Source organism: Pseudomonas sp. ChxA (assembly GCF_030263855.1).
Classification (GTDB): domain Bacteria; phylum Pseudomonadota; class Gammaproteobacteria; order Pseudomonadales; family Pseudomonadaceae; genus Aquipseudomonas; species Aquipseudomonas fluorescens_CB.
Genome location: NZ_JARPMK010000005.1, coordinates 244,083 through 265,645, shown reverse-complemented (window position 1 = coordinate 265,645; position 21,563 = coordinate 244,083). Strand labels below are relative to the sequence as shown.

Sequence of the window (21,563 nt, the reverse complement as noted above, 5' to 3'; positions counted from 1 at the left end):
GGTGACCCCATGAAGTCAGCAGCACAGCAAACCCCACTGTTCTCCTCTTCCCTACTGGTGAGTGCCGGCATCACAGATCTGTCGAAGATTGTCAGCCTATCCTTTGACCTGCAGCCGCAGATCAATAAGCGCTCCATCACCTACCGCGAGCAAACGACGGTGTATGTTGATGACATGGTGGCTCAGGTTCGCCTAGTCGTAAAGCTCAAGGTTGAAAGCAAAAAGCGTGGGGCTAAGCGAGTCCAGCTGCCGGATAGTTACCCTGACCTACAGGTGGCGCGCCTGGTGGGCTACGACCCTGTGAAGCATGTCTGGGGGACTGTGAGTCATACAACCAACACCCTGCCTGAGCCAGAGCTTCATGAAGCCTGGCAGGCGCATCAAGAACTTGAAGCTGTCCGAGCCGGCATGAAGCAGAACGACCCTTACACTTGGTATCCCATCGCTAAATAGAACGCGAAGACCGCACTAGCAGGGCTCGCCCTGTTTTTGGGGGAAGGTTAGGCACAACCGCCTTACCTATCCTGAAAACCGCGACCCCATTTTGGGTTTGTCCTTGCCCCTCCGAACCTCATCATGCGTCGGCCCTAACGTCAGGTACGTATTAATGAGAAGCCCCACCCTTAACAAAGCTCGCCTGCCATGGAGGCGAGTAGCTCTCTCCGCCATGATGATTGCCCTCCCGGCCTATGCAACAGCTAAAACGTTGGAGGTACAGAACCTCCAGCCAATAACCTCGGGAATGAATGGAATTGTTGTCCTCAAGGTAGTGGGGTCAGCATCTTCCTGTACCTATATGGGGAAGCTGGTTCAAATAGCAGCCGGCCAACCGAATGAGAGATGGGTCGTAAAAGCTGATCAGCGCGTCTGCCTAAAGTCGGCGCGTGGGGATATGACGATGGCAAAGGTTGAAGCCCTGGCTCCAATCAACACCTTCCCGATTCCGAAAGAGAGCAACCTCACCCTTTACGTCCGGGAATAGGTCAGCGAACACACTGGGGGCGGATAAAAAGATTCCGCATGCAGAATCTTTCTGTGAGGGTTGGGGCACATCTGTTTACGGTTAAGACTTACCGCTCAAATTCAGAACGAGTAATGCGTAATGGGACATCCAACCGCCTACAAGACCCTATCTGGCCTGCTCAGGGCCACGGAGAGGGTATTAAGGGACAGCCACCAATCGATCCGCCACACATTCGATGGTTTGTCCCGGGGGATGTGGCTCAAGAACGCTGAGTATGTTGCCGATACCCAGTTTGGGGATACCAGCGGCGTTGCTGAGCTACGCCGTAAGTGGTCCACGAGCCGGCCCCAGGACTTGATAGGCGGGAATGCTCTCTTCGGAATGCCCTTGCCTACACGGGAGTACGCAGCTGGCGACAATATACCTGGCTGCGGATTGGTCCAGGATGTCCATGGCGAACAGCTCAAGATCAATGGGCAGTGGTATCACAAGCGGTGCTTTAACTCCAAGGAAACAGCATAGAAACCCGGCACCTATCGTGCACCAATCCTTACTGTTTCAGCACACCGGCAAAGATGGAATTCAGATTTCAGGAGCTTCACCAATGAACCGCACCACCACTCTGCTGCTTGCCGCAGTCGCGTCAGCTGCAACATTAAAGCTGATCGCGAAGACCCAGGCTCAGGGCACTGACGTAATTCTGGCCACGGCGAAGATGGTTCGCAACGATATGCTGGCGCTTGAGGCGCATGTCAACGCTACCGGTATTGATGTGGGCCAAAACCCACTGTTCCATATGGTCCAGCATGACTATCCGTCTGCAGGCCCTTTAGCAACTCTGCCGGCATAAGCGTAGAACACATAGCTGAGGTACCAACAAATGACCGAATTCAACAGCCAGTACGACCGTGCCGTCTGGTCTCAGAAGCTGGTCACTTACTACTTCATCGACGTCAACATGCTCACGCAGGCAATCCATAATGCCCTGCCGATGCCCGCGCGGGCAGCACACCCGCCCGAACACATCGCCGCCATGCTCACAAGTGACTTGGCCATGTTCCCCGAGCGCGGAGCGGGCTGGTACCGCAGCGTTGGTAGCCGGGAGTTCCTGGGGATCATCCTGTTTGTCCGACGTTTCAGCCGATGGATGAAGTCTCTGGGCGCCTCGTTAGGGTATGACGTCGACTCTATGCTTATGGAAGATGACTGGGTGGATTCACTCCCAGAGCTCCAGCCCGTACTTTGGGGGCTGATGGATCGTGTCCGCTCGGACCTTCAATCCGCGAAAGCGATTACTGACATCGGGTCAATCGAGGCCGCATTTCAAGTGCTGATTCGTTCTGTGGACGCGGGGGAGCACCCTCACCAGACCTTTGTAAGGGCTGAGAGAGTCACCCAAGGACTTCGGCTAGTTGGTTGAGAGCAACAGTAGGGCTTCAACGCACCACCCGGTTCTGGCACGCACCAAGTTGCCGCATGCTGGCTTCATATTCAACGGAGCCTGACATGAAATACCCAAGCCCGCCCCAACTCCAAGCCCTGTACGAAAGCAACGAAGAGCTCATTCAGAACCTGACTCAGCAAATGGTCATTTCTGCCCAAGACATTCAGGGCATCAACAAGAACATTCTGACCCGCCTGGCGAGTGATTTCTGGGGAATGATCTCTTCTAACGCACGGGCTGAGATGATGAGTCACAGCCACCACTTTGTGCGTAGCTGTGCCCGGATAGGGCAGCAAGATCTTGAGAAGGCCCTGGCAACACCAATTGCTGACCTTTCAGAAGGACACCTCGTAATGCTGCGGCAAGACCTCTGTCGGCGAGCGGCTGAGATGGAAGCCGATCCCGTCATCCAAAAAGCGGTTCTGGTTCGAGGTTCAGCTGAAAACGCTGATCTGGCATCCTTGAATGTTCAGTTACACGCCGTGCGTTGTCGCCTGGCCGCAATCGGTAAGCCCGAATCCCCCAAAACCTACATTTGGATCTGAAAATGGGTACGTTTGCCGCTCAGACACGCAATAGCATCACCTTCGGTGTGAAGGTGCAAACTCGCACCGCCCCGCGCACCCTGAAGATTCGTTCGGTGTTCACCCGGCACAGCCGGGCGGTCACAGATCGGGAGTGCTCCGCAGCTGCATCCGACATTGCCCTGACTCTGCGCCAGCAGCTGCCTGTCCAATGGCTGCTTGAGGGTGGTGACAGTTTCGATTTTGATCTGGCTGCCATCATCGACGGCCTTGATGCAATCAAGCCATTTGGCTACCCAGAGGATCCACCAGGTTTAGCCCTTGATGATCTGAACGAGCAGCTAGCCAAGCTGCTTGATTGGGCTGACGATGCTGAGATAAAGCTCATTCCCTGAAGCTTTACCCATGATCGACAAGCACGGCTTCTGCCACACTGTGATCAGGGGCAATGTGTCTCATCAATTTAGAGGCATTTCCCATGCATAACCGGCTCAATCATTCCGAAATTCACATAGTGCGCGAAGCGGCCGTAATGGCAGTTTTCAGTCTTTATGGATATCTCGGTGCGGGCGCGCGTCTGATACGCGCTCTTGAGGCGCTTGCTGGGTCAAAGAATTACGTGGCAAGCCCATTCAACGAAAGAATGGACATTTTCCAGGTTTCAATCTTTGAAAAAGGCCCGGATGCCCTGTTACGCCTACAAGTTGTACACTCTCCGGACCATAATTCAGTGCACCAGTTGGCTTCGCTACCAGCTGATACACCTGGGTACTGGACCGCGGTATTGGAAGCCACAGCACTGAATGGTCCCTTCAGCTTGGTCTCACTAACGATTGAAGGCCAAGATATGAATCTGAACACACAATCGACGCTGTCAAATAGCTCAGCACAATGACACCGAAACTTACTCTTTTCCTACCGCTGGAAATCGACAAAGCCGAGGAACTTGCTGCTGTGGACTCACGGTCGGCTGAGTTATTCCACCAATGGTCAGTTCATGAAATCGCTAGTGCGGCTGTAATCCAGAACTCAACTGCTTTTGCTGGCCACAACCTCAGAGCTGACAAAACCGAGAAGGCTCTAGCCGAACTCATCAGCATCGGCATTCAGGTTGAGCGATCCAACGGCCAGGGTGAGTTTGGTCGGCTTATGGCCGAGCGCTTCAACCGAGATAACTTCAATACAGGCCTAAATGACCTTAAACGAATCCCCGCACGTCTTCTAGATCCCGAGCTGATTTCAAAGGGCGGTTTTGTTTTCCCCAATGGGGAGTGGAATTTTGAATTTAAGCGCCAGCTGTCAGCCCAGTTAAATCCCTTCACTGAGAAATTTGTTACTAATGACGGGAAAGAGTTCACCCTGACTAACCAGCAGGCCCGCACCTTCAGCGTTTTTCGAGGTGAGCTTGATGAGAGCATGGACGTCCAGGCACTGGCGGGGACAGGGAAAACCTATCTGATCGAGCGGATGGTCGATAGCCTAAGCAGGTATCGCCCTCTTCTCCTAGCGTACACTCAGGTTCAGCTCCAAGCCCTGATGGCTCGCATTGGTCCAAATCGTGTAACTGGGATGACTTTCGGGCAACTAGCTACCGAGTGTCTTGAGCGAGACCAGAGCAAGCCATATCGCCGGGCAGGTAAGCGCGCATGGTCTACCCACCAGCTCGCACCCTCACTGGCTGCTGAGCGCCTTGGGTTTGGGCCAGTAGGTTCAATGGCACCCTGGCAAGTGGCCCAGACATGCAACCGCATGGTGATGAGGTTCTGTTTTAGTCGGGACACAACGCTAGATACTCGCCACATCCCCCCATTGGATACCAAACTATCCGAGTTGGATAAAATCGCCTTAGCTCAATATGCCCAAGTGTTCTGGCAACAAACTATAGAGCCTACGGATCCTCGGATTGAAATGCCTCTGCGTGGTTACCACCGAATCAAGCACCTGGCGCTGGCGCTCGATACGTTCATAGACCCGGGCTACACCCACATCATCATTGACGAGAGTCATGACCTCACGTGGCCCATGTGCGCATTCCTGGATCGCTGCCCACAGCCCGTGATCACTCTCGGCGACGCATGCCAGAGGCTGGATGGAAACCTGAGCAAACGCTCGCCGGCTACCCGAAGCCGCGAGGTCGTTCACTCCATAAGGGCAGGTAGGCAGATTGAGGGTGTAGTGAATACCCTGATCGACCAGAATCCAGTGGTTCGAGTTGCCCACATGGAGGGCAGTCGAGAGCGTGACACCAAAGTCATCTACTACGACAACGCCGAGATCCCAACCGAGCCGGCCACGATACTCTGCAACTCCGAATGGGGCCTATTCGAGTGGTTCCAGCGCTTAGGCAATGCCGGGGCAAAATTCAGTCTTCTGCCAGGCGCAGACAAAGCGTTCAGGCTGTTCGTGCTTGATTGCATCGAGCTGTTCAACAAAAGCGTTCGGCCGTCGCACAGTGCACTGTTCAAGTACACAAGCTGGGCGTCCCTTGTGAAGGACATGGCCAAGGATGACCTGGCCTTTATCCGTATAGAACGCATGCTCAAGAAGGGTTACAAAGCCACCGATTTCGAAGCATCGCTTTTGTGGCTCGATGCTACTGGCCGCGCCCCTATCAAACTCGGACGAGTTGCGGATGCTCGAAACGCAGAGGTCGACACTGTAATGCTCGCACCTGACCTCTTATCGAGGATTGAGTCCGGCGACCGAATGGGCGCTGCTAAAGCGCTGGCTGCCATTTACACCGGCGGCACTCGGGCACGCTTCAAGTTAATCGTGCCTGGAGAGGTTCGTGATTGGGCTACGGATCTGTCTGCGAAATCCAAAAAATCCTGACCCCCCGGTTCTGGCACTACGTGGAGGACTCCATCATAGGCACTCACCTAATCACTGAGGCATCTGTATGACGGAACGAAGCACACCAAAGACCGCGGAGATGATGCAACAAGTGCTGGCAAAAGGGTGGGCCCCTGATGAAAACCTACCAGCAGAAAATCTCGAATTTGTGCCCGTATGGATTTACTCGTACGGTTACGAGGCTGGTTGCAGGCTCCACGGCCAAATGTTGAAAGCTATCTATGAAAATGGCCTACCACAGGATTTCCTGTCCTCTCTCACCCTGAACGCCGGTGATGAGTACGCTAACAAATTAGCGATTTTCGATACCCGTTCATCAGGTGCTACAGAAGAAGACAAGCAAAACCTGTTGGCTCACATGTTCAACTTCACCCGTGGAACACGTCTCTGGGGCACACTTCCCTCGTACACCATGGTTCCAGGCGTACATGTTGTTGTGGTCGACTGGAACACCCGCTCCAACGGACACGTTCTCGTTCAAGCAGGTGCAATCCAAGCTGAGTTAATGACACCACATCAAGTCACCAACGCAGCCCAACTTGCGATGGAAGCTCACCTTGCACGCCACCCTAGTGATAGACCTCGCAGCAGGGCTCATGCCCATTGAATTTTGGCAACGTGTTTTGGGTAGTTGTGCTGGCACAGTGATGTTTTAATCAATTTGCCCAGGGGTGGGCATGCAAGTCACCAGCTTCACGGCCTTGAGCACGTTGCTGGAGATTTCGAAGCCTTCGGGCATCCCCTAAATTTATCGGCCCACGCCTACACCCCCAGGCGTGGGTTTTTTTTGGCCTGCGATTCTGGCACGCCGCAACTAGCTTGATCATTGGCCTCAGTCAATTAGCCATCAGGATCCAGATCATGAACACTGCCACCAGCAAATCGAGTTGCACCATTCCACCTAAATTAGATGAGCGCGAGACCGAAATGCTAGCGACCCGTGTCCGCGCTGCGTGTTTTGAATCACTGGGTTGCGCTGATATGTCGTACGCCCGGGCGGGCGTTTCGTTTGAGCAGGACGGACGCTTTACTAAGGCCAAGCACAGTGGCTTTACGGTTGCATCTATGATGGGTCGTTTCTCGAAAGAGGTGCTGCTCAATACCATCCGCTCGAATATCGCAGATAGCACCCGCCAGGTCGCGAATGAAGTCTTCCCCAGACTGAAGAACTCACTACTGCTTCCGCGGGGCCACGTTATCGGCTACGACGTCGACGCAAGCGTGCTTCAAGTAGCACAACGAGGTAGTCGCAGGATCACCGCCTATGTGTTCCGGCCGCTGGGATCTTCCGGGGATTCTTTCTACAGCGAAATTCACTTGGATTTGCAGGCGTGCCAGGCACAGATCACTTTCAAGATCGGCGACCGGTGGGGCGGCGGCCCTACAATCCTTCCGGCTAACCAAGGGACACTTCAGGCCGACACCTATAGCGAACTATGCGAAATCGTGTCACTTACCTTTAATGGGGCTTATAGCGCACACCTTGCTGGAAAGGCTGATTCAGATCCTCAAGTCGAAACGTGTCCAGTGTGCAATGGTGCTGGGGACAAGCGGATCGGTTGGACGAGTCGTTACAAGTGCCGTGCATGCGACGGATCTGGCAGCTACCCGGATCCAGTTCGAGTGGCTGGCCTACTAGACTCACGAGAAGCCCAAGCGCTGTTTTACGCAATAGACGCAGCCAGTCATCGTGACGGCATGGTCATGGCTGGATTATCAAATCTTGGTCTGGTTAGCGGGTGCCGTAGTGGAGACAACGCTTCCCACCTTACTGAACTGGGGATTGAAGTGAAGAAGGCGCGCGAAGTTTCTGGCGATTCGGCGAAAGTTGGTTGAACCATGCCCGTACAGCGGCAGACGCGCGACGAAAAAGAAATGGGTGTTTTGGGTGGTCATTCAAGAACAAGCCGTTACTCTGTAGAACAGGTGCCAAGGATGACACCCAGTCTCATCGTGTTAAGTAATCCGCGTCCCCTCCGCGGTCCTGAGCCGGATGACCTACTCCCCTGGGTCATCCGGCCTTTTTTTGTCTTCAATTCGGTCAGCAGCCAACCGCCCCTTGATGAACTTCACCCCTTGCCGGTAAAAAAACAGACAAGAAAGCCCAAGTATCTTGAGTAGGGTTAGTGACCAAGACCAAATTAGTCCCAGGATAAACTTGACCTTTGCGGGTTCTATCAATCTAGTTTCGTTTGCCGACAGCTCCCACGTTTCGCTTCGAGGGACTGTCTTGCTTTGCCACCAGTCGTGAAGATCCTGCATCTGCGCTTGAGACTCCATGATGGCCGCTGGATCTGAGCTGAGTCTGACGACTTTCACAATGGCGTACTGACCTGTAAAGCGGTGCATGGTGAAGCGGTAATTACTGCATGCGGCTGAGTCGGTGTACTTCTCAAGCGAAGCAAAGATCACAGCATTCGCGCCATTCTCCTGAGCCTGAGCCACCAACATCCCGCGTGCTAGATTGGGATCGTTCGACTGTGCCCAGCCATCCCCGGTGATCATCATGACCTCCATCCCTTTCGGAGCACCGGATTTCGACCAAACAAAATTGTCGGGATTGGTATAAATCAGGGTTGGTCCGATTCCTGGAAGAACATGCCTGGCCTTCGACCCTTTGGGGGACGGAGTAGGAACGAAGGTCACTCGCTGGCCGGATGTCAGAGGCTCGCCACCCTTGACGTCCTTCTGATGGACGAAATATCGCTCGCCATCATCACCGCTGATGAAACCGTAGCCTTTCGAGGCAACAAAACTGATCACCTCACCTTCAATACTGCCGGCAGCGATATTTTCCTGATCCACAAACACATCCTTTAAATCCGATGTGGGGGATTCTACCGGCACTGAGCTGACACAACTCTAAACGTGGTTGTTCTTTTGCTAGGGGGTTCTGGCACATGCGAGGAGGCATGAATATGGCTCCACCAAACACGCACTGGAGCTGTCACCATGTCCACCACCACACTCTTCCCATATCACCCAACTACAGGCCTGCGCCTGGAAAAGACCATCGAGTTCATTCCAGCTGGCGTACCTCAGCAGATCTTCAAAGAGGCCGGCAAGACGCAGTTCGAGTTTACCGGCGGCTCGCAGCTGAACTGGGACGCATCTGAAACTCAGCAGGTGGGTGATGATGTCTACCTCGCGGACTCTGATGGCACCGAGTGCCTTCTTAGCGAAGCAGTTTGGAGTGAGATTGAGGGAGATAGCATCGCTATTGAAATCCCCGGCACTCACACCTCAGTGGTGTGTGCGAACTCCCTTCGAGATCAACTGCGGGAGCTCGCAAGCTCCGCTCGTGAGGCTGTGCTCGACGTTGAGCAGGGGACTGATCCAGAGGCATCTACCATCGCGCTGAAAGCCCTGCTTGTGAAACTCGGCCTGTGGGAAGAGTTCGAGCCGGACGCTGAATAAACAGATGGCTGTGGAGCCTGCGGGCTCCTTTAATCTGGAGGAAACATGACAGCTACTTCAACACTACAAAATGAGCCAGCATCTGCAGCTCATGTCCTGATTTTTGCTGATGTTCACGATCTTGGTAACATTTCGGATGGATTGATTGGCCCAGAGTTCTACCCTTCGGCCCACGCGGCATTGATGCGGTTTGTTGGGTATGCCCTCCCACATATCACTGCAGATCAATCGCTGTTTGATTCATGCGCTGCACGACTTGCCGCTGAAGGGCACGGTGAGTTCCAGGAACCCGGTTCTCTGCAATTTGAAAACGTGCAGTCTCTTCCCACCGTCGCACTTGAAGTGTTGGCCGACACATACGCCAGCGCCAGGCAGTGGGATAGCTACCAGTGTTTCTTCAAGATCGCTCGAATCCCAACCTGACCGACCTCCCCTCTTGCTTATCGCTTCGCCACGCCAGACGGTTCGAGGGGAGCTCAATTCCTCAAGACCACGCCACACAACCAGAAGTCCTGAAAATGCTGCCTCGTTTTGGCTGGTGGCACAAAGCCTTTCCACACACAATCCAATTACCAACTCATGAGGGCAGGACAATGACATTCGACCTGACGCGGTTTCTGGAAAAAGCTGGCACTGTCGCAGGAATCTCCGGGGCTGTGCTCTTGTCGTTGAATGTCACCTACTCCTCTTACGGTTACGTGTTGTTCTTGGTGAGCAGCGCGATGCTTGCTGGTCATGCCGGTAGAATAAAAGCTCGCTGGCTGCTCACCTTGCAAGCCTGCTTCCTGCTGACAAACATGAACGGCATCTATCATTGGATCCTTTTGCCCGCGATGGGTGGTCAGTAGCCGCCTGCACTCTCCAAGAAGACATGATTTCGAATATGCGTACCCATTATCACAACCTGCAGGTCCAAGAGAACGCAGATCAGGCAATCATCAAGGCTTCTTACAAGGTCCTCGCTCAGCGCTATCATCCTGACAGGAACTCTGACAACGCTGAGGAAGCCAGCCGGATATTTCTGATCATCACAGATGCTTATGAAATACTCTCTGAACCGGATAAACGCTCGGTTTACGATGCAAAACTGAAGGCAGCACGCAAGTCTGCACTGGCAGCGAAATCACACAGAACTGAGCAAGAGCCGCGTCCCGCCCCACATATTCCCGAACGCGTAGCACCGATCTCTGCGAACCCCGCCGGACTTCTAGACCTCGTGGCGAACACTCAGATGGGGCAGAAGCTGCGTCGGATGATGAGACGAGTAGCGGACAATCAGAACACCCCACCGACAATCAGGTGGCTGCTAAACCGGCCGGTACACCTCGTTGTTATGCTCCAAGTTATCGTAGCTGCCTACCTATTCAAAGACGTCATTTTCTAACCAGGTCTGTCGGCTTCCGAGCACAAAATTGATCATGGCTAAACGTTCACCAGATGGAGCTTCAACTTATGGGCAAACGGATCATCTATGAGATTGGCCACCCGGCCGCGGCCACTCTCTACTCCAATTCCAGTCACGACAGCCAAGACCCTGAGATCTTGTTCTATTCCCTGATGAAGGATTTCATCGGCCGGCCTACAGCGCTTGTTATTGAGCTGCTCAGCCTGTCCTACCAAACGTCTTCCGGAGACAACCTGGCGGGTGATCCTCTATTCACCATCGCCCAATACCCAGGCGAGCGTGAGTATGTCCTGATTGGGGATGTCGACTCGGGAGCCGTGACCCGCCGGGAGGACGCGTACGTCGGTCTGGCACCACTCCCAACCTCATTTGAGGCGAGTGTGCATGCTCTGTTTAACCGGTTCCGCAAAGCTGCGGTACCGACCGCATACAGTTCGGTTGAGAGTGTTCGTCAACATCTTAATGAACTTGGTAGTAGCTTGAACAAGGTCATGAGCTCAGACAACGATGACTCCGTAGTAGCTGATGCTGCATCTGCCCTTCACTTGGCCTTGGTTGACCTGCTTGCTCGCCGGGGTATCGGCCTTCAGGCATGGTCCACGGATGCACTCATGGAGCTGAAGTCAGGCAGTACGCGCCAAAGCCTTACAACGGCAGCCCCTCAACACAGACCTTGGATGCCCGGCAGCACTCTAGCCTTTGGTGAGGAATACGGCGTCCTCTATCGTGATGAGGAGGAAACGCTACAGGTGGTTGTCGAAGAGGGCTCCGTGGTCGTCTGGCAGCGTGAGGTTGACGGTGAAATGGTGAAGGTTGAGCAGCACTACGTTCCCTCAGATGTCGACATGAAAAAACACTGCTTAAACCTGGTGCCGTACAAAGGGTTCACCTGCATTCACTTTGGTGATGGTCGGGCCGTATTCACAAGCGGCGAGGTTGAGGCAAGCTATCGAGTGAAGCTCGGATCAGGATGGGAGCTCGAAGCTTGGGCGGGCGTCAAAGTGGATATGGACCGGGCATTGATGCACTGATAACCCCACATGGGCTTCTGCCACAACCATTACACCCCGATTATCAATCACTCACTGATCGGGGCTCATCATGAAATACATACCTACAACTTCTGTGCTGGAAGTTAAACCGCAGCCTTCTACCGCGGTAACCAGCGATGAGGCCCATGCCCAAGAAATCCGTTCATCACTGAGTGTCGACGCTATTACGGCTGAGCGCCATTCCTTAACTGAGATATCCAAATCCAGGTACGAGACGGGTGACCGCGCAGGACTGGCCGAACCTTCAGGGCACTACATGGCGGGTGATTCTGCAGGATGCACAGTATTGGACTGGATGACTGCAGCAGAACGCTTGCGCTTCCACCTGCTGGGCTTAGCGTTGCCGTCTTTTGGTGAAGAACGGCTGGCCGCCCGCTCCCGTATCCAAGAACGCATTGCAGCGAGGAAACGCAATGCTCTGACCCGTAATTTCAGTTCCTCGCGAGAGCAGGCTGCCGAAATCTGTTAAGTAGTCACAAAGCATTGGCGAATTTTCATGCATGGGTTTTGGATAGCCGGATGCCCGTCGTTAAGGTGTACTTGAACGACTATCTCCCATGGTTACCACATATGCCAACACACTCCGTTGTGGGCACGGCTATCGACAATGACGAGCGGATAACGGCTCTTCGACTAGCCATGTCCAAGATTGTCAGGTTCTGCTCCAGTCAACGCGTCGCGATGAAAGATGAGAAGGTCGCCCAAGCCCAAATGGAGACTCTACTTCTCGGCGCAGGTTTTGACATCAAACGCGAACACAGACTTTCAGCCCAGGACATCCCCGATTTTCTTATCTCAGAATCGGGCTTCTCAATCGTTCTCGAAATGAAAACCCGGTGCCAACGGATGAAGATCCTCCGCCAACTAGAGCGCTATTCAAAGCACCAAAGCGTGGACGGGATCATCCTGCTCAGCGCTACAGCAATTGCCATTCCACCGCAGATCAGTGACACCCCCGCCATCTTCGCTTCAATGGGCCGGGGGTGGCTGCGATGAATACCTATGGCAAGTTGACCCTGACAGACAGTAAACGTCAGTGGCTGCTTGAGGGGTTAGCTCCGCACGTAGCGATCCGTCTCAAGCAGATTTTCCCGCGAGTATCGAAAACTCAGGTTGATTGCTTCACGTTCCCTAATGATCTGGAGCATTGCAGCGATCTTGAATGGTTTGCCAGTCGCTACCCTCTCGACATTTCGGATTCTGCAGCCAGGGCTTTGAAAAAGGGCCGCAAAGGCTTTCAGGCTCGGAAGGCTGAACTCGAACAGATCCTCCTTCCCAGCTTCGTTCCGTCCCCATGCTCAGGATTGAAGCCCGCATGCCAGTCACGGCTTTACCAAATGCAAGCTGCTGCACTCGCCCACGCTACCGGCACACTTCTGCTGGGGGACGACATCGGACTCGGGAAAACGGCGGCTACCGTGATGTGGCTGCTGAATCCGGCATGTAGACCCGGGTTAGTGGTTGTGGACACTCACCTTCAGAAACAATGGCTGAACAAGGTAGAGGAATTCTCTGATCTGTCGGCGCACATAATCCGGACCGGAACGCCCTACGACCTCCCGCCCAGCGACGTCTACATCATCACATACGGTAAATTGGCCGGGTGGGTTGATATGTTCAGAAGTCGTTTTTTCAAATCAGCTTGCTGGGATGAGATCGGCGGCCTTCGCAAAGGCCTGGAGAGCGTCAAAGGCGAAGCATCGAACGTGCTCGCCCAGAATGTGGACTTTCGATTGGGCCTATCAGCAACACCGGTGTACAACTTTGGGATTGAGATCTTTAATATTTTCGAGATCCCTCAGACCGATGTGTTAGGTACTCGTGGAGAATTCATTCGAGAGTGGTGTAGCGATGGCCAGCACGTATCAGACCCAGAGGCGTTGGGATCTTACCTTAGGGAACAGAAGGTTTTCCTGCGGCGCACGCGAGAGGATGTAGGACGACAGCTGCCCCAGGTCAGCACGATGGTTGAGGACATTGCCCATGATCAGAAGGCTCTGAAGTCGATCGAAGAGATAGCTCGAAAGCTAGCCCTTAGGTACCAAACTGGCACTTTCGAAGAGCGTGGTCAGGCCGGCAGAGAGCTCGACATGCTCGTGCGCCAGGCCACTGGCATCTCGAAGGCTCGATTTATTGCTCAATACGCGCGCATGTTTCTGGAGGACAATGTGCCCATTGTTCTTGCAGGCTGGCATCGGGCCGTCTACGACATCTGGAATGAAGAGCTGGCCCAGTGGAACCCCGTTATGTACACGGGGAGTGAGTCGCCCAAGCAGAAGGAAGAATCCAAACGTCGCTTCCTAGCGGGAGAGTCGAATGTTCTGATTCTGTCACTGCGCTCCGGGGCAGGCCTCGACGGGCTACAGGCTCGATGCAGTGTTGTGCTGCACGGTGAACTGGACTGGCCGCCCAAAGTGCACGAGCAGGTCACAGGAAGGCTAGACCGCGAAGGTCAGCCCAACCCTGTGCTATCCATATTCCTTGTGTCAGAGGATGGATCAGATCCTCCGATCATCGAACTTTTGGGAGTTAAGGCTGCACAAGGCACAGGTATCACTGACCCCGGCCGAGTCTTTGAGGCGAATGTGCCGGATACAGGCCGCATGCGACTGTTGGTAGAGCGCTATCTGCCTAAAAACGCTCAACAGGCAGCCTAAGGGTTCTGCCACGCTGGGCCAGGTCTAATCATGGGCGCGTCCAATCATTGGGAGCGCCCATGAAACTTCTGACTTTCCACCACACCGATAACGGCAACTGCCGGGTCTACTACAAAGACAGCATGAAGCAACTGGTCTGCTTCCAACCGTCACATCTCAAAGGCCAGTTCGGTCTTCTCGCCTGTTCACGCGACGGCGAACCGTCCCACAACATCGAGGTCAGTGGTTACATCATTGACCGATTTCCCGCGGCATCCGATGGTGCGACCGCAGTTCAATTCCGCACCTGGTACTTGGCGTCAGCCTCAGAATCGCAACGTGTTTTCGTAACGTTCTACCCAGAGGTCTGGATTCAAGACAATGCCACTGTGGCGGACCCGGGTGAAACGCAGATCGATGTCACGGCCGCCATACTTGACATGGGTATGCTCCAAGCGCTGAAGCTGAAGGACAACGACGACCACTCCGACGACCTGAGGCTAGCAGTGGAGGCGCCGCAATGGGTAAAAGACTGGCCAGGCCCTCACCGGGTTAGCTGTGAGAGTGCTATCCAGGAACACTTTACTGAAGACATACAAGCATCCTGATTTACCTCGTACGCCTACTCTTCCAGGGGTTCTGCCACATCATTTCCGATCTGAAAATAGCCTCATTCACTACATTGAGGCTTCATTCAGATGATCAGCACTTCCAGCCATGCCACCCCTACCCTGTTGCAGTCCGGTCTGCCCCGGGCTGAACTGATCACCTCGATCGCGACCCTTTACATGCAGAGCATGCACGCGAAGTGCGCCGGCCAGCCTGCGGACGTCCGCGAGTACCACATCGGCTTTGCAGAGAAGGTTTTGAATAAAGATTTCTACGGCCTTGAGCACATCTGCAATGGACTGAATTCAGTTGGCAAAGAAGTGTTCTGCACAGTTGCAGGCCTGAAACTTCCTAAGGCCCAAGGAGCTTCACGCGAAGCCCTCCGAGCATGGTGTGGTGTAAGTGAATTGGACGACGATCTGACGAAAGCGAAAGCCCGGCTTGATCACGAGCTCAAATCTGCGCAGCGGGTGTTCAAGGAGAACATGCCGGCGATCATCACAATGATCGAAGGCTGGTATAGCGCTGGTTACGTCCTGCTGATGTCTCAAAACAAGCGCAACTACATCGCGAATCGTGCTCAGACCCAGGGACGCGACCTTTCAACGCGCGGTCTTCACGGATCTAAGTTTCGACCATACCTTGAAGCCTACCTATCCCTTCAAGCGCTTCGCGTCCAGAAGGGTGAGATCACTGAACCCGAATACCAGCCACCTACAGCTGTCTCGGTAGTCGCACCAGTGTCGGAGCCAAAGCCAACAAATGAGCCAGCCCATTCTGCCCCTGAATCGAGCGCTCCTATGCAGCATGGTTTCTGCTTCTGATCCCAAAGCACATCCCAAGGGGCATGCATTCCATGCCCCATTTTGGATTGTACTCAACTCTCATTCTCATGTCTGACCCACGCCAATTCAAGAATTCGCTGATCAACCCTACGCAAGCCGCGCTACTGATTAAGGGCCTCGGTCTGCGAGTTTCGATCCAGATGGATGACCAGGCTTGAGGCACACGCTAATAGCAAGACAATGGGTGCACTCAACTTCTGAATACAGAGAACCGTCGATGAAATCAGTGCCCTATGAAGCGTTGGACAATGTAGGTAAACCATTTAACCGATCTGCCAGAATTATCTCTGAGCTGCCATGGCGTGAGCGTAAAGCCGCTCTGAGTGGTGCCCTGGCTGCGGTTTCCGAACAGGTAGGCATTGCACCGACAGATCAGATCTACTTTGGCATCCCAGTGTTTAACGCTTTCGGGATGAACGCAAAAGAGGCGCGTCAGCACCCAATGGCAGCCCTGCTGATGACTTCCGGAGGCGATGTTGGTCTTGAGATGGTCGCTGGCTTTATGCCTAGTGACGCTATCAGTGGAGTCATACATAGGTAGCTTCTGGCACGATATAAACCACCAGAAGATGTGCGGTATAACCGTTATGGAGATACCGCAATGCTTCCCCCTCGACTGCTCAATGGTACGACCCGCGCTTTTACGATCGAATGCCTGATCCCTACGGCTTCAATAAATCGCGACCTCACCCTTCTTCCAGAAAGCCGCCAAATCATGCGCTTCGTGTTGCCCGACTGGCAGCGTGCTGAATGCTGGGACCGTGAGAAGAAGGTTAGCTTCATCGAAGGTGTTTTTTTAGGCTTCGGAACCGGTTTTCTCGTTGTAAACGGCCGTGAGTGGGAGGGAGATTCTGCTAAGCCGGCTCCCATGGCTGGATGGTTGCTGGATGGTCAGCAGCGAGTATCGGCCGTGCGTGACTTCCTTGCCGGCGAGTTCCCAATCTTTGGTGACATCTACTGGTCAGATATTCCCCGCGCCGATCAGATGCGACGTTTTCTACACCATCCATTCCCTCAAATGGAGATCGAGTACATCGGTGACGAACTGACCTTGAAGTCGCTCTACAAACGGCTGAACAAAGGCGGAGTTCCTCACACCGAAGCCGACATGGCGCGCGTGGACCAGTAGTTTGCTGTCACATCACCTCAGTGCGGCTCAGGACGCCACAGCAAGAAGATCAAGCGAGCCCCCATGACCTCATAAGCTCTTTGCTACTTCGAAACCTGCATGCCTAGTGGAGGTCTCCTTCAAGCTGTAAGGGCTATGCCTCAATCAACCTAACTGTGGACATCCGTTAGCTATGCCCCGGTTGCGAGATTCACATCAGCACCTGGTAGCTGGACATGGTAGCGACTGGAACGGCCGAGATCGCAAGAAGCCCTTTATCGAACTGCTAATACTTGATGACTTCGTTTCCTCACATAGTCATGGGGCGACGACTACGCCTTGGCAGCCGCAGAAATAGCAGCATGAGGATTCACCGTAGATCTTGATGCGAGTACCGTTTGGTTGCCACGTGAATAGAACAAGATCGACCACAACCGCGGGCAATTTGCGCGTGCTTCATATCGCACGCGCAGAGCTTTAATCTCCATAGGCATTGAACTATGCAACAAGGATCGAGCTGGCTATGAGCTAAGCCTTATGGATGTCCGTGGAATTAGTGAATAGGCGCTTTCGTTGTATTTCACAGTTATTGAATCTCTCAAATGACCCGCTTCTGGCACACCCTAAAGCCACTGATTCTGGTGCTTCCTAACAGCAGAGCACCTGATCATGTTCGAATCATTGCGCGCGGCAAAAGCTGCAAAACTCACCCTCGGAAATCTTAAGGGACCGTCATCCAGTCCTGGAAACCGAGAGTGGTCGTGCTCACTCCTTTTCTTTGGTGCAATTGTAGGCTCTGCATCAGGTTCTGAGCGCAATCGAGAATTCACCTTGGTACTGAACAAGGGGCTTCAAGAACAGATCATTGAGAATCTAGTGAAGCATGGTTTCAGCTTGGATCTCACGCAGATCCCCAAGAATGCAATCCGCCCCACAAATCCAACTGACTTCATGCGCCTGGCCATTGCCCAAATAGCCGATGAAATGGACATCGTGCGTGAATTGCGTGAGGCCACTGCAAAGTCGACACTGGTAGTGTTCAACTCAACTCCAGGAAAAGTTGAGGTCTTCCCTTACATCTTCACCCCTGAGGTGAAGAAAGGTTTGATTGAGGCCTATGGTGAATCAGAAATCGAGTTCCTGAACGAGACACTCAAAGGCCTCTGAATGCAAAACATCTGCTGAAACCTATTCCCCACATGAACAAAGCGCCAAACTGCCGTAGAAATCCGACAACAGGCAATTTGGCGTCATGTTCTTGACTGGAAAAATGATAAGGTTCAGCGGAGAATGCGCCCAGTTTTATTGACTACCGACCTGAGTCTGACACCATGAATAGCTCGACCAGCCTGACATCAACCCCGGATTCCGCATTCCCTGCGGCCCCGTCGCGGACGGCTGAAAAATTCGTACTTCGTATTCCGATCGTGCTCAAAGAAGCTATCGAAGAGGTGGCTCGACGCCAGTTCCGCAGTTTCAACAGTGAAGTGGCACTCGCAGTTATCAGCCAATTTGAGAGTCATCGCCGGCTGATCACAATGCGCAACTCCCTGGCCACCCGGCTGGGCTCAGATGTGGCTGACGAGGTGCTTTTAAGGTTCCAGCGGATTGATCCTGAGGAAGGCACCGTACAGGGTTTCAACATTCGCTTTCCAGAAGGCTTGCGGGATGAGGTTAAAGCATCATCGGCCGACACCATGAAGATTGCGATTGCCAATGCTTGTGCTGACTGGGTCTACTACAGCCAACAAATTGAAGCACTTTTGAAGCGATGTGAAGATCCTGACATTCAATTCCCCTCGGCAGTTGTCAAACACTGATCCGCGCGGGCTAAATGCGGCCCGCCTCTCATCTCCTTTGACCGTCCTTGCCTCTCTACGACCTGCCTCCCGCCTTTCTCACTCTTGCCGGCCTCAAGCTATGACAATGTCATTAGCGCCATCTGCAGCCATCTGTGAGCACCGACCTGACCCTTGCGACTATCATGAGCAAAGAACAAAAAAGGGGCTCAATCTGAGACCCTCTTTGATCTGACTGAAATCACATACCAGCGGCTTTCAGGAGTGGGTTACTGGAGCTACCATTCCCACCATTGGTTTTGTAAGCGTCCAGCAACTTACCACTCTTCGACCATTCAAAGACGGTCGCTTCGGCTTTGTTTTTACCTACGAAAGGAATCGCGGTAATGAGGTTATATTCGTATCGCCAAATTTCCTTGGAAGAGATTTCACCTTTTGAAGATGGATAACCGATTTCTTTAACAACTTGCTCTTGAGATGCGCGAGCAGTTTTAAGTTGTTGAACTTTCTCTGGCGCGACGAAAGTCCCAGTTTCGTAGTCAAGAGGTGACTTTCCGTTAGCGCAACCGCCCAGGACGGCCAAGGACAATACAGCAGCGGCAATTAGTGCAACTTTCTTCACGAATAGATTCCTGTTCAGATCGGTACCTGGCCGCTTCATTGCGGCCAGGTAGCAGGCATGGATGACGCCCACTACTCACGATAACGGCACCTTGTGAATACGGCGAGCCAAAATGCCGTAAGCAAAATGGTGGTTCTGGCACTCAGCCACTCGCTAGAGACTCACTCCTATAGCTCAATCATGGAGTGCTTCAATGCCCAGTACCAAAGAAAGCCTTGCGACGATGTCTAGCATCATCAGCTCTGTAGGCTACTACCCAGCCAGGAGCGTATTCGCCGATTTTGTTGAGATGGCCGCAATCGCGATACGCAATTCGTGCGACCAATCTGCGCGTGATGTTCGGGAAGCCCGCTATCTAACCCTCATTGGCAAGTACAAACCACAAGATCAGCCCAAATTCGGTGAGCTACTGCAGCATCTCGTTCAAGCCCTTGATTTACAGGCTGGTGATCTACTCGGCGAGCTCTACATGCGCCTCGGGGTATCGAATGCCGATATGGGGCAATTTTTCACCCCACCCTCTATTTCAACCGTGCTTTCAAAGCTCGCGATGGATACCGAGCATATTCAAGCACAGGTGAAGCGCAGAGGTTTCGTGACGCTTTCGGAACCCGCAAGCGGATCTGGTGCCATGGTCATCGGGTTTGCTAATTCAATGCTCGAACTGGGTATCAATTACCAGCAACACCTGCACGCCACCTTGATCGATCTCGACATACGCGCCGTTCACATGGCCTTCATTCAGTTGAGCTTGCTTCACATCCCGGCCGTTGTGGTACACGGCAATACCCTGACGCTAGCTGAGTATTCTCATTGGCATACCCCCTCACATGCCATGAATCTCTTTGACTACAAGCTCAAGCGCGGTTTTTCACTTGAAAGCGAGATGGGAATCGCCTATCTGAAAGAGGATTCAGCTACGCAGCTTTCTGAATTCACTTGTGGGGTTTTGGCACACACAGCCGTAGACAATAATTTTGTACAGGCTAGCAACCTGTAGCGTTGAGCAGAGAACCCTACCTGCTGAATCAGTTTCCGACTAAAAGTCATCACATAAACGAGGCCGATCATGGCTGTAGAAACCTTGTATCGCAGTACCCGAGACCTGGAGACAATCTTCGTGGAAAAAAAGCTGGCAGATCAACATGATGCGATGCTTGAGCTTGGCGAAGCACTCACTGCGGCACTGATTCAGAATGTGCCTGGGTTAGATGAAAAAATGGGTGAAGAAGTAGGTATTTTCATGGCGAAAAATCGCTCGGCCTTTGCTTCAGCTTTCAAGAATAATCCGGCTGCATTGCTTGAGATTGGTCGAGAAGCTGAGGGTTGATCGAGTTCGGTACGGGCTGAAGGACTGCCCGTACCGCTTCATTCCCTGCGCTGGATCCTCAACCAAAATCCGAACACTCCACCTTCTTCTGCCTCTCCTATCAATTCGTGGCCAGTCTGTTGAGCAAAGGTTTTGAAGTCCCTCTTGCTCCCAGCGTCGGTCGACAAGACCTGCAGTACCTGCCCTTGTGACATTCGATTGCATTCGAGCCGAGCCTTCAGGATCGGTATGGGACATTGAAGTCCTCTTGCATCCACGATGCCGTCAGGGTCCTGGTATGGGTCTGGATTTGTGGCAGCCATTGCGCCGAGTCCTTAGTACTTGATAGTGCGCCCAGTGTAACCCGCATTCGCCCGGGGGGCTTCTGGCACGCCCCCTTCAAAATGATGATGACTCGGTTAGTGGCCAAGGCGACTTCGCCGTCCACATCGTTTTTTTATCACCACTCGGTATGAATGATTTCCCGAGATGAAATCTGATGGATATATGCATGAAACTTCAAACCACTCTTTTACCCCCCTTGTTGACTCCTACGTGTGATGCTGCCCAGCTTTACGCTCAGCACAGTGACCTTAAACACAAGCTTTGGCGCTCAGCCCATACCGATCATTTCACTCGTACCGAGCGAGATCAAATGCGTGAGGCGCTGGCTGGCCTCAGTGAGGCTCACCGATCTGTCACAGGGGCCCCGTTGAAATGATGGCCAATCGCTTATACCGACGGTACCAGTGCGTCTTTGAAGCTGGTGAGGATAAGCTTGATCTCGAAGTCACAGGATTGGATTTACGTCATGGAGCAGTACATTTGCTCACTTCTGATGCCGGCATGGCCATGGCCCTCAAGCATGCAATCAGTGCTGATGTTCTGCATGAGATCCCAGGTAACCTTGATCCGTCGTGCTTGGTCAAAGGCCTAGGTTGGGCCACTTGGATCAAGCAGACTTCAACGATCTAAC

30 protein-coding genes are annotated in these 21,563 nt (G+C 53.2%); 27 read left to right on the top strand and 3 right to left on the bottom strand.

Going from position 1 to position 21,563, the window contains the following annotated elements:
* Positions 1–9: 9 nt before the first annotated feature.
* From P5706_RS35915 to P5706_RS35870, 10 genes are all read left to right on the top strand, one after another.
* Positions 10–453, top strand: a complete 444-nt coding sequence (locus tag P5706_RS35915) for a hypothetical protein (RefSeq protein ID WP_078465962.1) — start codon at positions 10–12, stop codon at positions 451–453.
* 154 nt (positions 454–607) lie between these two features.
* Complete coding sequence (locus P5706_RS35910; protein ID WP_153045977.1) at positions 608–982, top strand: hypothetical protein; 375 nt, start codon at positions 608–610, stop codon at positions 980–982.
* 586 nt (positions 983–1,568) lie between these two features.
* Positions 1,569–1,814, top strand: a complete 246-nt coding sequence (locus tag P5706_RS35905) for a hypothetical protein (RefSeq protein WP_078465959.1) — start codon at positions 1,569–1,571, stop codon at positions 1,812–1,814.
* Between the two features lie 30 nt (positions 1,815–1,844).
* On the top strand, positions 1,845–2,384 hold the full coding sequence (locus tag P5706_RS35900; RefSeq protein WP_078465958.1) for a hypothetical protein: 540 nt from the start codon (positions 1,845–1,847) through the stop codon (positions 2,382–2,384).
* A gap of 86 nt (positions 2,385–2,470) precedes the next feature.
* Positions 2,471–2,953, top strand: coding sequence for a DUF2968 domain-containing protein (locus tag P5706_RS35895; RefSeq protein WP_078465957.1), 483 nt, complete (start codon positions 2,471–2,473; stop codon positions 2,951–2,953).
* 2 nt (positions 2,954–2,955) lie between these two features.
* Positions 2,956–3,327: a hypothetical protein gene (locus P5706_RS35890; RefSeq protein WP_078465956.1), complete on the top strand. Its 372-nt coding sequence runs from the start codon at positions 2,956–2,958 to the stop codon at positions 3,325–3,327.
* An 83-nt stretch (positions 3,328–3,410) separates the two neighbouring features.
* Positions 3,411–3,827 carry a hypothetical protein gene (locus P5706_RS35885; RefSeq protein WP_153045976.1) on the top strand — a complete coding sequence of 139 codons (417 nt, stop codon included), beginning with the start codon at positions 3,411–3,413 and terminating at the stop codon, positions 3,825–3,827.
* Positions 3,824–5,764: an AAA family ATPase gene (locus P5706_RS35880; RefSeq protein ID WP_078465955.1), complete on the top strand. Its 1,941-nt coding sequence runs from the start codon at positions 3,824–3,826 to the stop codon at positions 5,762–5,764. The genes P5706_RS35885 and P5706_RS35880 overlap by 4 nt, the downstream gene beginning before the upstream one ends.
* A 67-nt stretch (positions 5,765–5,831) precedes the next feature.
* The gene (locus P5706_RS35875; protein WP_078465954.1) at positions 5,832–6,392 is read left to right on the top strand and encodes a hypothetical protein; all 561 of its coding nucleotides are present in this window, start codon (positions 5,832–5,834) and stop codon (positions 6,390–6,392) included.
* Between the two features lie 254 nt (positions 6,393–6,646).
* Positions 6,647–7,621 (top strand): hypothetical protein, encoded by a 975-nt coding sequence (locus tag P5706_RS35870; protein WP_078465953.1) that lies wholly within the window; start codon positions 6,647–6,649, stop codon positions 7,619–7,621.
* Positions 7,622–7,783: 162 nt separating this feature from the next.
* Here P5706_RS35870 and P5706_RS35865 read toward each other — a convergent pair whose 3' ends face one another.
* Positions 7,784–8,590, bottom strand: a complete 807-nt coding sequence (locus P5706_RS35865) for a cold-shock protein (protein WP_078465952.1) — start codon at positions 8,588–8,590, stop codon at positions 7,784–7,786.
* A 147-nt stretch (positions 8,591–8,737) separates the two neighbouring features.
* On the opposite strand from P5706_RS35865, the gene P5706_RS35860 reads away from it, so the two are divergent.
* From P5706_RS35860 to P5706_RS35795, 14 genes are all read left to right on the top strand, one after another.
* Entirely contained in the window at positions 8,738–9,202 is a 465-nt protein-coding gene (locus P5706_RS35860) for a hypothetical protein (protein WP_078465951.1), read from the top strand.
* A gap of 45 nt (positions 9,203–9,247) precedes the next feature.
* A complete protein-coding gene (locus P5706_RS35855; protein ID WP_078465950.1) occupies positions 9,248–9,625 on the top strand; it encodes a hypothetical protein in 378 nt (125 codons plus the stop codon).
* Positions 9,626–9,795: 170 nt separating this feature from the next.
* Positions 9,796–10,050 (top strand): hypothetical protein, encoded by a 255-nt coding sequence (locus tag P5706_RS35850; RefSeq protein WP_078465949.1) that lies wholly within the window; start codon positions 9,796–9,798, stop codon positions 10,048–10,050.
* A 35-nt stretch (positions 10,051–10,085) separates the two neighbouring features.
* Entirely contained in the window at positions 10,086–10,586 is a 501-nt protein-coding gene (locus P5706_RS35845; RefSeq protein ID WP_161952147.1) for a J domain-containing protein, read from the top strand.
* 68 nt (positions 10,587–10,654) lie between these two features.
* Positions 10,655–11,638 (top strand): hypothetical protein, encoded by a 984-nt coding sequence (locus P5706_RS35840; protein ID WP_078465947.1) that lies wholly within the window; start codon positions 10,655–10,657, stop codon positions 11,636–11,638.
* 70 nt (positions 11,639–11,708) lie between these two features.
* A complete protein-coding gene (locus tag P5706_RS35835; RefSeq protein ID WP_153045974.1) occupies positions 11,709–12,128 on the top strand; it encodes a hypothetical protein in 420 nt (139 codons plus the stop codon).
* Positions 12,129–12,298: 170 nt separating this feature from the next.
* Complete coding sequence (locus P5706_RS35830) at positions 12,299–12,655, top strand: hypothetical protein (RefSeq protein WP_153045973.1); 357 nt, start codon at positions 12,299–12,301, stop codon at positions 12,653–12,655.
* Positions 12,652–14,316, top strand: a complete 1,665-nt coding sequence (locus P5706_RS35825; RefSeq protein WP_285685465.1) for an SNF2-related protein — start codon at positions 12,652–12,654, stop codon at positions 14,314–14,316. The genes P5706_RS35830 and P5706_RS35825 overlap by 4 nt, the downstream gene beginning before the upstream one ends.
* Before the next feature lie 59 nt (positions 14,317–14,375).
* Complete coding sequence (locus P5706_RS35820; RefSeq protein WP_078465944.1) at positions 14,376–14,903, top strand: hypothetical protein; 528 nt, start codon at positions 14,376–14,378, stop codon at positions 14,901–14,903.
* A gap of 90 nt (positions 14,904–14,993) precedes the next feature.
* On the top strand, positions 14,994–15,728 hold the full coding sequence (locus P5706_RS35815) for a hypothetical protein (RefSeq protein ID WP_011923180.1): 735 nt from the start codon (positions 14,994–14,996) through the stop codon (positions 15,726–15,728).
* Positions 15,729–15,966: 238 nt separating this feature from the next.
* Positions 15,967–16,290, top strand: coding sequence for a hypothetical protein (locus tag P5706_RS35810; RefSeq protein WP_078465943.1), 324 nt, complete (start codon positions 15,967–15,969; stop codon positions 16,288–16,290).
* Positions 16,291–16,350: 60 nt separating this feature from the next.
* On the top strand, positions 16,351–16,878 hold the full coding sequence (locus P5706_RS35805) for a DUF262 domain-containing protein (protein WP_078465942.1): 528 nt from the start codon (positions 16,351–16,353) through the stop codon (positions 16,876–16,878).
* A gap of 648 nt (positions 16,879–17,526) precedes the next feature.
* The gene (locus P5706_RS35800) at positions 17,527–18,024 is read left to right on the top strand and encodes a hypothetical protein (protein WP_153045972.1); all 498 of its coding nucleotides are present in this window, start codon (positions 17,527–17,529) and stop codon (positions 18,022–18,024) included.
* A 164-nt stretch (positions 18,025–18,188) separates the two neighbouring features.
* Positions 18,189–18,677 carry an Arc family DNA-binding protein gene (locus P5706_RS35795; RefSeq protein WP_078465940.1) on the top strand — a complete coding sequence of 163 codons (489 nt, stop codon included), beginning with the start codon at positions 18,189–18,191 and terminating at the stop codon, positions 18,675–18,677.
* Between the two features lie 220 nt (positions 18,678–18,897).
* Here the strand turns inward: P5706_RS35795 and P5706_RS35790 are convergent, their stop codons facing one another.
* Positions 18,898–19,278, bottom strand: a complete 381-nt coding sequence (locus tag P5706_RS35790) for a hypothetical protein (protein WP_078466155.1) — start codon at positions 19,276–19,278, stop codon at positions 18,898–18,900.
* Positions 19,279–19,471: 193 nt separating this feature from the next.
* On the opposite strand from P5706_RS35790, the gene P5706_RS35785 reads away from it, so the two are divergent.
* Together P5706_RS35785 and P5706_RS35780 are read left to right on the top strand one after the other, a co-directional pair.
* A complete protein-coding gene (locus P5706_RS35785; RefSeq protein ID WP_011923186.1) occupies positions 19,472–20,278 on the top strand; it encodes an N-6 DNA methylase in 807 nt (268 codons plus the stop codon).
* Positions 20,279–20,347: 69 nt separating this feature from the next.
* Positions 20,348–20,608, top strand: a complete 261-nt coding sequence (locus P5706_RS35780; protein WP_078465939.1) for a YebG family protein — start codon at positions 20,348–20,350, stop codon at positions 20,606–20,608.
* 38 nt (positions 20,609–20,646) lie between these two features.
* On the opposite strand, the gene P5706_RS35775 is transcribed toward P5706_RS35780, so the two are convergent.
* On the bottom strand, positions 20,647–20,910 hold the full coding sequence (locus tag P5706_RS35775) for a sulfurtransferase TusA family protein (RefSeq protein ID WP_078465938.1): 264 nt from the start codon (positions 20,908–20,910) through the stop codon (positions 20,647–20,649).
* Between the two features lie 394 nt (positions 20,911–21,304).
* Between P5706_RS35775 and P5706_RS35770 the strand changes: the two genes are divergently transcribed.
* Positions 21,305–21,562, top strand: coding sequence for a hypothetical protein (locus tag P5706_RS35770; protein WP_078465937.1), 258 nt, complete (start codon positions 21,305–21,307; stop codon positions 21,560–21,562).
* Position 21,563: the final 1 nt, after the last annotated feature.

What these genes read in the sequence shown, in the direction of transcription:
- P5706_RS35805 (WP_078465942.1), top strand. Translation starts at nt 16,351, where the DNA reads ATGCTTCCCCCTCGACTGCTCAATGGTACGACCCGCGCTTTTACGATC.
- P5706_RS35795 (WP_078465940.1), top strand. Translation starts at nt 18,189, where the DNA reads ATGAATAGCTCGACCAGCCTGACATCAACCCCGGATTCCGCATTCCCT.
- P5706_RS35895 (WP_078465957.1), top strand. Translation starts at nt 2,471, where the DNA reads ATGAAATACCCAAGCCCGCCCCAACTCCAAGCCCTGTACGAAAGCAAC.
- P5706_RS35880 (WP_078465955.1), top strand. Translation starts at nt 3,824, where the DNA reads ATGACACCGAAACTTACTCTTTTCCTACCGCTGGAAATCGACAAAGCC.
- P5706_RS35910 (WP_153045977.1), top strand. Translation starts at nt 608, where the DNA reads ATGAGAAGCCCCACCCTTAACAAAGCTCGCCTGCCATGGAGGCGAGTA.
- P5706_RS35845 (WP_161952147.1), top strand. Translation starts at nt 10,086, where the DNA reads ATGCGTACCCATTATCACAACCTGCAGGTCCAAGAGAACGCAGATCAG.
- P5706_RS35855 (WP_078465950.1), top strand. Translation starts at nt 9,248, where the DNA reads ATGACAGCTACTTCAACACTACAAAATGAGCCAGCATCTGCAGCTCAT.
- P5706_RS35800 (WP_153045972.1), top strand. Translation starts at nt 17,527, where the DNA reads ATGTTCGAATCATTGCGCGCGGCAAAAGCTGCAAAACTCACCCTCGGA.
- P5706_RS35860 (WP_078465951.1), top strand. Translation starts at nt 8,738, where the DNA reads ATGTCCACCACCACACTCTTCCCATATCACCCAACTACAGGCCTGCGC.
- P5706_RS35885 (WP_153045976.1), top strand. Translation starts at nt 3,411, where the DNA reads ATGCATAACCGGCTCAATCATTCCGAAATTCACATAGTGCGCGAAGCG.
- P5706_RS35835 (WP_153045974.1), top strand. Translation starts at nt 11,709, where the DNA reads ATGAAATACATACCTACAACTTCTGTGCTGGAAGTTAAACCGCAGCCT.
- P5706_RS35775 (WP_078465938.1), bottom strand. Translation starts at nt 20,910, where the DNA reads ATGGCTGCCACAAATCCAGACCCATACCAGGACCCTGACGGCATCGTG.
- P5706_RS35830 (WP_153045973.1), top strand. Translation starts at nt 12,299, where the DNA reads ATGTCCAAGATTGTCAGGTTCTGCTCCAGTCAACGCGTCGCGATGAAA.
- P5706_RS35870 (WP_078465953.1), top strand. Translation starts at nt 6,647, where the DNA reads ATGAACACTGCCACCAGCAAATCGAGTTGCACCATTCCACCTAAATTA.
- P5706_RS35820 (WP_078465944.1), top strand. Translation starts at nt 14,376, where the DNA reads ATGAAACTTCTGACTTTCCACCACACCGATAACGGCAACTGCCGGGTC.
- P5706_RS35770 (WP_078465937.1), top strand. Translation starts at nt 21,305, where the DNA reads ATGATGGCCAATCGCTTATACCGACGGTACCAGTGCGTCTTTGAAGCT.
- P5706_RS35915 (WP_078465962.1), top strand. Translation starts at nt 10, where the DNA reads ATGAAGTCAGCAGCACAGCAAACCCCACTGTTCTCCTCTTCCCTACTG.
- P5706_RS35780 (WP_078465939.1), top strand. Translation starts at nt 20,348, where the DNA reads ATGGCTGTAGAAACCTTGTATCGCAGTACCCGAGACCTGGAGACAATC.
- P5706_RS35905 (WP_078465959.1), top strand. Translation starts at nt 1,569, where the DNA reads ATGAACCGCACCACCACTCTGCTGCTTGCCGCAGTCGCGTCAGCTGCA.
- P5706_RS35850 (WP_078465949.1), top strand. Translation starts at nt 9,796, where the DNA reads ATGACATTCGACCTGACGCGGTTTCTGGAAAAAGCTGGCACTGTCGCA.
- P5706_RS35785 (WP_011923186.1), top strand. Translation starts at nt 19,472, where the DNA reads ATGCCCAGTACCAAAGAAAGCCTTGCGACGATGTCTAGCATCATCAGC.
- P5706_RS35900 (WP_078465958.1), top strand. Translation starts at nt 1,845, where the DNA reads ATGACCGAATTCAACAGCCAGTACGACCGTGCCGTCTGGTCTCAGAAG.
- P5706_RS35840 (WP_078465947.1), top strand. Translation starts at nt 10,655, where the DNA reads ATGGGCAAACGGATCATCTATGAGATTGGCCACCCGGCCGCGGCCACT.
- P5706_RS35810 (WP_078465943.1), top strand. Translation starts at nt 15,967, where the DNA reads ATGAAATCAGTGCCCTATGAAGCGTTGGACAATGTAGGTAAACCATTT.
- P5706_RS35815 (WP_011923180.1), top strand. Translation starts at nt 14,994, where the DNA reads ATGATCAGCACTTCCAGCCATGCCACCCCTACCCTGTTGCAGTCCGGT.
- P5706_RS35825 (WP_285685465.1), top strand. Translation starts at nt 12,652, where the DNA reads ATGAATACCTATGGCAAGTTGACCCTGACAGACAGTAAACGTCAGTGG.
- P5706_RS35875 (WP_078465954.1), top strand. Translation starts at nt 5,832, where the DNA reads ATGACGGAACGAAGCACACCAAAGACCGCGGAGATGATGCAACAAGTG.
- P5706_RS35890 (WP_078465956.1), top strand. Translation starts at nt 2,956, where the DNA reads ATGGGTACGTTTGCCGCTCAGACACGCAATAGCATCACCTTCGGTGTG.